This window comes from Gemmata sp., assembly GCF_051859125.1.
In the GTDB taxonomy this organism is placed as follows: domain Bacteria; phylum Planctomycetota; class Planctomycetia; order Gemmatales; family Gemmataceae; genus Gemmata.
Map to the genome: position 1 here is coordinate 1 of NZ_JBHYGG010000163.1, position 6,220 is coordinate 6,220.

Consider the following 6,220-nt stretch of genomic DNA (forward strand, 5'->3'; position numbering starts at 1 on the left):
CGCCACGGAGGGCGGCCCCTACAAGGGTTTTCGTGTTCGGTTTGTAGGGGCCGCCCTCCGTGGCGGCCCGCCGGCTGCCTCCGGCGGGGCTTCGCCGGACGCCGTGCCCGCCCCACTAGACCTGTGGGGGCCTGTCCTTCGCCGCGGCCGCGTCCTTCTTCCAGCGCTGCTCGGCGGCGCTGTACTGCTCCCGGTAGTACGCCTTGAGCGCCTGGGCGTCCGGGACGTGGCCCTCGCACGCGGCCTGGAAGTAGTAGCACAGCGCGCGGCCCAGGGCGTAGGTGGACGCGCCGCCGACCGCCGCCCCGACGGCCGAGCCGACGACCGGGATGAACTTCGTCGCCTGGCGGGCGAGTTGCCGCGACACGAGGCCGACGCCGACCGCGGCGGCGATCTCGCGGTACCGGTCCATCGTCATCGCCTGGCCGTACTGCTTCGCGAGGTCGGCCGCCATGCGGGCCTGGATGCCGGGGATGATGACCATGTCCACGAACGGCACCGGCACCGCGCCCGCGGTCGCGGCCATCGTGCTGTACCCGAGGATCACCGGCTCGGCGTGCCGCTGGTGGACGTCCTTGAGCGCGTCGGTCGCGTCCTTGAGCCGCAGGAGCGTTTGGCGGTACGCGCCGGGGAGGGTCGTCAGCAGCGCCTGCTTCAACTGCTCGCCGCCGTACTCCGGGTCGGGGAACCCGTCCTCGGGCCGCGTCAGGTCGATCGGCACGACGACGTCGAACAGCCCGGCGAACGCACGGGTGTGCTCCTCGATGCACCGGCGCAGGTCGTCGGGAACCGTGGGTCGGGGGTCCGGATTCGGGAGCCCGGAGCCCGGCTCCGCACCGGTGCGGCCCGCGCCCTGGGTTCCCGACTCCGGCCCCCCGACTCCTGATTCCTGAACGGAGAACGGGTACGGCGTCGGGTGCGGCTGGCGGGGGATCGCCTCGTGGAGCGTGGTGACGCACAGCACGACCGGGCGCGACGGGCTCGCGGCGCGGATCGGTTCGAGGGCCGCCCGCACGTTCCCCTGGGCGAAGTCGGTCGCCTTCGCGGTGACGACGACGACGTGCGCCTGGCCGTCGAGCGCCGCAACGTCGGCGGTGGCGTCGTACCCGGGCTCGTCGAGGCCGCGGGTGTCGAGGAACGCCAGGAGCGGCGCGTCGGAGCTGGGGAAGTCGAACCGCCGGGTGGTCTTCGTGGTCGGGCGGAACCCGGCCCCGATGACCGCGTCGTCGGCCCCGGTCAGGTGCTTGATGATCGACGTCTTCCCGGACTGCGTCTTGCCGACGAGCCAGAACACGGGCGTCGGGGTCTTGGTGCGGAGTACGTTGAGGGTCGCGTCGAGGTCCGGGGGCCGGTCCCCGCCCCCGCCGAACATCCGCTTGATGGTGCCCAACAGCCGACTCATGTGTGCCTCCACGCCCGCCCGGACCCGGTGAACTCGCCCGCTCGCCGGGCTTGACGCCGTCGGGGCCCGACGCTATCCGGTGCGATCATTCTAGCCAACCACACCGCCGGAGGCGGGCACGGGGCGTGTCATGGACGCGGCACGGGGAAACCTGAAACTCTACGACGCCGAGGTCGCGTTCCTGCCCGAGCGCGAGCCCGCGGCCCCGGTCGCGTCGTCGCGGCGGCTCGCGGCGCTCCGCCAGCCGCTCGACCCGATCGTTCTCGCGAACCGCGAGTTGATCCGCCCGCTGGGCCACGGCCGCGCAGCCTGCGGGCTCGTGCCGTTCTCGGCCGCGTGGTACGACGAGCTGGAGCAAAAGCGGTACCAACGCCACGGCGCGTGGCTGCCCGGGGCGCTGGAGTTCGGCCGGCACCCCGGCGAATCGCTGCTCCTGCTCGGCCCCGGGCTCGGCAGCGACGCAGTGCGCTACGCCAGTGCCGGCACCCCGGTGACCGTCGGGCTCACCACGGCCGATGCCGACGAGTTGGTCCGCGAGAACCTCGGCCGGCACGTCCTGCCGATCCGCACCGTCAGCGTCGGGACCACGGCCCTACCGTTCCCGGACGGCGCGTTCGACGTGGTGACCTGGAACGCGCTGCACGACCCGACCCCGCCGGCCCCGTCGCGGGTCGCCGAGCTGTTCCGCGTGCTGAAGGGCGGCGGCAAGGTGATCGGCCTGTTCCCGGCCCATTACGACGCCGGCTACTGGCAGGACCTCATCCTCCCGCTCCAGTGGCTGTACTGGCAGCGGCCGGCCGACTCGGCGACCGGCGCGAAGGTGACCGGCCGGCAGTTGCGGCACACGTTCCGGGCGTTCCACGAGTTCAAGGTGTCGAAGCGGCACCTGCGGCGGTCCGAACTGCCGCACCCGTGGCGGGTGCTGCCGCTGGTGGTCCTCGAACGGCTCATCGGCCGGGTGCTGGTGTTCAAGGCGATGAAGCCGCTCTCGGCCCGCTCCGGCGGCACGGTCTCAATAGCCGCGTGACTCAATCCCGGTGCTCCCGCACCGGGCTAAACACGCCGGCCCGTCCGGGGCGGAAACCCAACGCAACTCTTCACCCCCGTGGGGGGTCGACTCCTTTAGCCCGGTGCGGGAGCACAGGGATTGAGAGCGATCCCCGCGCGAAACCGTGCGATCTGCTCGGCCATCGGCCGCGGGGCGGCCGGCGTCGGCTTGCCGCGCTCGCCCGCCACCTTCAGCCACACGAACACCGGTCCCGGGCCGCCGAGCGCCTCTTCCGCGGCCGCCTCCCATTCGCCGCGTGTCTCGCACGGGAAGACGCGCCCGAGCCCGGCCCCGCGGGCGATCGCGGCGAAATCGGTGCGGCCCGCGTTCGGCACCGGCTGCCCGCCGGTCACCTCGTAGAGCCCGTTGTCGATCAGCACCACCGTCAGCGGCACCGCGAACTGCGTCACCGTGACGAGGCACCCGAGGTTCATCAGGAGCCCGCCGTCGCCGGTGAGCACCACCACGGGGAGTCCCGGCTTCGCGAGGCACAGCCCGAGCGCGAGCGGCACCCCCTGCCCCATGCTCGACGGCAGGTAGTGGAAGTCGCGGGGCGTGTCGGACAGGTGCGGCCAGACGGCGACCGAGCCCATCGTCGTCACGACGACGTGGTCGCGGCGGTGCCGTGCCAGAACCTCCAGCGCGTCGCGGTGCGTCATCACGGCCCCTCGTAAGCACGAAATCCGAAGTACGAAATCCGAAAGACGAACCACGCCGGCGGATTACGGTCTTCCTTTGTGCTAGGAGTTACGCAGTTGGGCTCGGATCTGCTTGTTTTTGGTGGGGCAGACATTCGTGTCTGCCGCCAGTCGCCTCACGAGGCAGACACGAATGTCTGCCCCACCAAGCCAATTGCGCAACTCCCATGTGCTTCGAATTTCGTGCTTCGAAATTCGAGGCGTTGCGGGGGCGTGGAGTATACCAGATTCCATGATCAACCCCATCGCCATGATTCGCCCGCGGCGGAAGGTCACGGGCATCTCCGCCATCCTGCTCCCGTTCACCGAGAGCGGCGCGATCGACTGGCCGGCGTTCGCGGCGCACTGCGTCCGCACCGCCGAGGCCGGCCTCACCCCCGCCGTGAACATGGACACGGGGTACGCCAACTTACTCACCGACGCCGAGCGGGTCGCAGCGCTCGACGCCACGCGTTCGGCGCTCGGGAACCGCCCGTTCGCGGCCGGGGTGTTCGTCGGCGACGCGCCCGGCGCGCCGTTCGACCGGGACGCCTACCTCCGCGGCACGGCCGAGATCGTCTCGCGCGGCGGCACGCCGATCGTCTTCCAGAGCTACGGGCTCACCGGCCTGCCGGACCCCGAACTGCTCGCCGCCTACGAGGAGATCGGCCGGCACTGCGACGGGTTCATCGGCTTCGAACTCGGCACCATGTTCGCGCCGTTCGGGAAGATCTACTCGCTCGACGTGTACCGCGGGCTCGTCGGCATCCGCAAGTGCCTCGGGGCGAAGCACTCGTCGCTGCGGCGCGACCTGGAGTGGCAGCGGATCCAGCTCCGCGACCAGCTCCGCCCGGACTTCCGCGTGTTCACCGGCAACGACCTCGCCATCGACATGGTCATGTACGGCAGCGACTACCTGCTCGGCCTGAGCACGTTCGCCCCGGACCTGTTCGCCAGGCGGGACAAGATGTGGGAGGCCGGCGACCCGGCGTTCTACGAGCTGAACGACGTGCTCCAGTACCTCGGGTTCCTGGCGTTCCGCGCGCCGGTGCCGGCGTACAAGCACGACGCGGCGATGTTCCTGAAGCTCCGCGGCTGGATCGGCTGCGACCGCACCCACCCGCGGAGCCCGGCCCGGCCCGACTCGGACCGCGACATCCTCCGCGGCATCGCCGCCCAGCTCGGGGTGTGAGCGAAGGAAATGATTCCGGACGAGAGGCCCACCCCTCTCCCGGAACCATCATGAAGTCCGGAATCAACCACACTTAACCGGAAGAAAGTTCGTTCGATCAAATTTGATGCGGCAACTCTGTGAGGAAGTGCTTCCGCGGTCGGGTCTTACAGCGGCCGCTTGCCGCTGGCTCGCACGATCCCAATCGATACGAGTCCGGAATCAATTCGGTCAGAGCCGGAGGAATCGCTGCAAGAAGGGGCGCAGCGTCGCCTCGGGGTACAGCACCCACGGGTAGTCGCGGCGCTGGAGCACGGCGTTCGCGGCGACCTCGGCCCGGATGCGGTCGCGTTCCGCCTCGGCCGCCGGGAGTTGGTCCGCGACGTACGGCCGCAGGTCGGCATTCACGGCCCGCAACCGGCGGTACCAGTTCTTCCGGGCAGCGTGATCGGTGAGCGGCGGCTCGTGGGTCGTGAGCAACTCCTTCTCGCAGACGAACGCCTCCACGTCCGGGTCGGCAGCGACCGCCGAGGGGACGTGAAGTTCGGGGTTCCAGTACAGGTCGCGGACGCGGCGCTGCGCCCGCCTCAGATCGGCCGCGGTGGCGGGGAACGCCGGCAGCGGCAGGTGCAGCGTCGCGGACAGCACCTGGTACGCGGGCGGCTCGGTGCCGAAGTAGTTGCGGATGATGTCGTCGGTCACCTCGTCGTACTTCCCGCCGCCGATCCCGTGGATGAAGAAGTCGCCGAGGCACACCCGGGCGAACAGCGTGAGCGTGAGGGCACGGGGGCGGAGGCGGCTCGCGTCGCTCGCCGGCGTCGCGCGCTCGCGGCGGCCGGTTGCGGTGCGGACCCAGAACGGCGCTTCGCCGTCTGCGAGTTCCGGGGCGGGGTGGTTGGCGGAGTGGACGTCGTTCGCCTCGCGGTACGCCCGGATCGCCGCGTTGTACACCTCGCGGAACCGCGGCAGGTCGCCGAGAACGTGTGATGCAAAAGCGCGGAACGCTCGCGTGTGCGACAGCCGGCTGACGGCGACTTCGGCGTTGCAGCACCCCCACGCGCACTCGGCACCCTTGCGCATCGCGGTGAAGGCCTCGCCGACGTTCGTGGCGAGCGGGGGGCGTGAGCCCCCCGAGGTTTCACCACCACCCACGGACTCGGGGGGCTCACGCCCCCCGCTCGCCCAGACCCGGGCGAGGAGCGGGTCGAAGCCCCAGTTCGCCCACAGTGGTGCGGCGCGCTCGGGGAAGGTGCGGAACACCTCCCCGTTGAGAACGGTGCGGTCCTCGTAGGGCACTTCGCCGGCGAAGGTGTCGAACGCGACGTGGTTGATGTGCGCCTTCGGGCCGCGGCGGTCAATCTCGGGGAACGGGAGCGAGGTGCTCTTGAGCGTGTCGTTGTCGACGATGAGGTTCAGGCCGGTGCCGCCGAGCTTCTTCGCGAGGCCGGCGAGCGCGAAGTTCTTCGCCCACACGCCCGGGTGCGACAACTCGGGCTGGTGCCCCGCGATGAGAAGTGGTGCGTCCGGCGAGCCGGGAGCGTGGCCCGCCAGTTCCAGAACCTCGCGCCGCGCCTGCGCCCGGAACTCGCGCAGCGGGACTCCGCCGATCGCCACGTCGTCGCGGTTCAGGCGGCGGCGGTTCTCCTCCACCAGTGCGGGGACCGCGTCGAAGCCCGGTGCGGCCAGCACCTCGCCGTTCGCGGTGGGCGCTCGCAACTTCGGCATCGCGGATCACACCTTGGTTGGGTGGCTGCAGGGTTCGGGCCGCAGGGTTGCAGTTTGCGTGGCTGCCCCTCACCCGACGCTCGAAGACTCGCGGCGACCTCTCCCCGTCGGAACGGGGCGAGGTGGGGCTCCCCGGTTGTATGCCGCGCGCACCCTACCGCAGTGCTGGTGAGAGACACAGGTGCAACACCTCGCCC

Annotated in this window: 5 protein-coding genes; 2 read left to right on the plus strand and 3 right to left on the minus strand. The window is 70.9% G+C overall.

Annotation, left to right across the window (positions count from 1 at the left end):
* Positions 1 to 115: 115 nt before the first annotated feature.
* Positions 116 to 1,402, minus strand: coding sequence for a YcjF family protein (locus ACTIGN_RS15320; RefSeq protein ID WP_439625309.1), 1,287 nt, complete (start codon positions 1,400 to 1,402; stop codon positions 116 to 118).
* A gap of 130 nt (positions 1,403 to 1,532) precedes the next feature.
* Between ACTIGN_RS15320 and ACTIGN_RS15325 the strand changes: the two genes are divergently transcribed.
* A complete protein-coding gene (locus ACTIGN_RS15325) occupies positions 1,533 to 2,429 on the plus strand; it encodes a class I SAM-dependent methyltransferase (protein ID WP_439625311.1) in 897 nt (298 codons plus the stop codon).
* Between the two features lie 95 nt (positions 2,430 to 2,524).
* Here the strand turns inward: ACTIGN_RS15325 and ACTIGN_RS15330 are convergent, their stop codons facing one another.
* Positions 2,525 to 3,109 carry a thiamine pyrophosphate-dependent enzyme gene (locus ACTIGN_RS15330; RefSeq protein WP_439625312.1) on the minus strand — a complete coding sequence of 195 codons (585 nt, stop codon included), beginning with the start codon at positions 3,107 to 3,109 and terminating at the stop codon, positions 2,525 to 2,527.
* A 271-nt stretch (positions 3,110 to 3,380) separates the two neighbouring features.
* Between ACTIGN_RS15330 and ACTIGN_RS15335 the strand changes: the two genes are divergently transcribed.
* The gene (locus ACTIGN_RS15335) at positions 3,381 to 4,319 is read left to right on the plus strand and encodes a dihydrodipicolinate synthase family protein (protein WP_439625314.1); all 939 of its coding nucleotides are present in this window, start codon (positions 3,381 to 3,383) and stop codon (positions 4,317 to 4,319) included.
* 210 nt (positions 4,320 to 4,529) lie between these two features.
* Here ACTIGN_RS15335 and ACTIGN_RS15340 read toward each other — a convergent pair whose 3' ends face one another.
* Positions 4,530 to 6,023, minus strand: coding sequence for a hypothetical protein (locus ACTIGN_RS15340; protein ID WP_439625316.1), 1,494 nt, complete (start codon positions 6,021 to 6,023; stop codon positions 4,530 to 4,532).
* Positions 6,024 to 6,220 lie beyond the last annotated feature (197 nt).

Excerpts from the sequence above, each read along its gene's own strand:
- ACTIGN_RS15320 (WP_439625309.1), bottom strand. The coding sequence starts at position 1,402 with ATGAGTCGGCTGTTGGGCACCATCAAGCGGATGTTCGGCGGGGGCGGG.
- ACTIGN_RS15325 (WP_439625311.1), top strand. The coding sequence starts at position 1,533 with ATGGACGCGGCACGGGGAAACCTGAAACTCTACGACGCCGAGGTCGCG.
- ACTIGN_RS15330 (WP_439625312.1), bottom strand. The coding sequence starts at position 3,109 with ATGACGCACCGCGACGCGCTGGAGGTTCTGGCACGGCACCGCCGCGAC.
- ACTIGN_RS15335 (WP_439625314.1), top strand. The coding sequence starts at position 3,381 with ATGATCAACCCCATCGCCATGATTCGCCCGCGGCGGAAGGTCACGGGC.
- ACTIGN_RS15340 (WP_439625316.1), bottom strand. The coding sequence starts at position 6,023 with ATGCCGAAGTTGCGAGCGCCCACCGCGAACGGCGAGGTGCTGGCCGCA.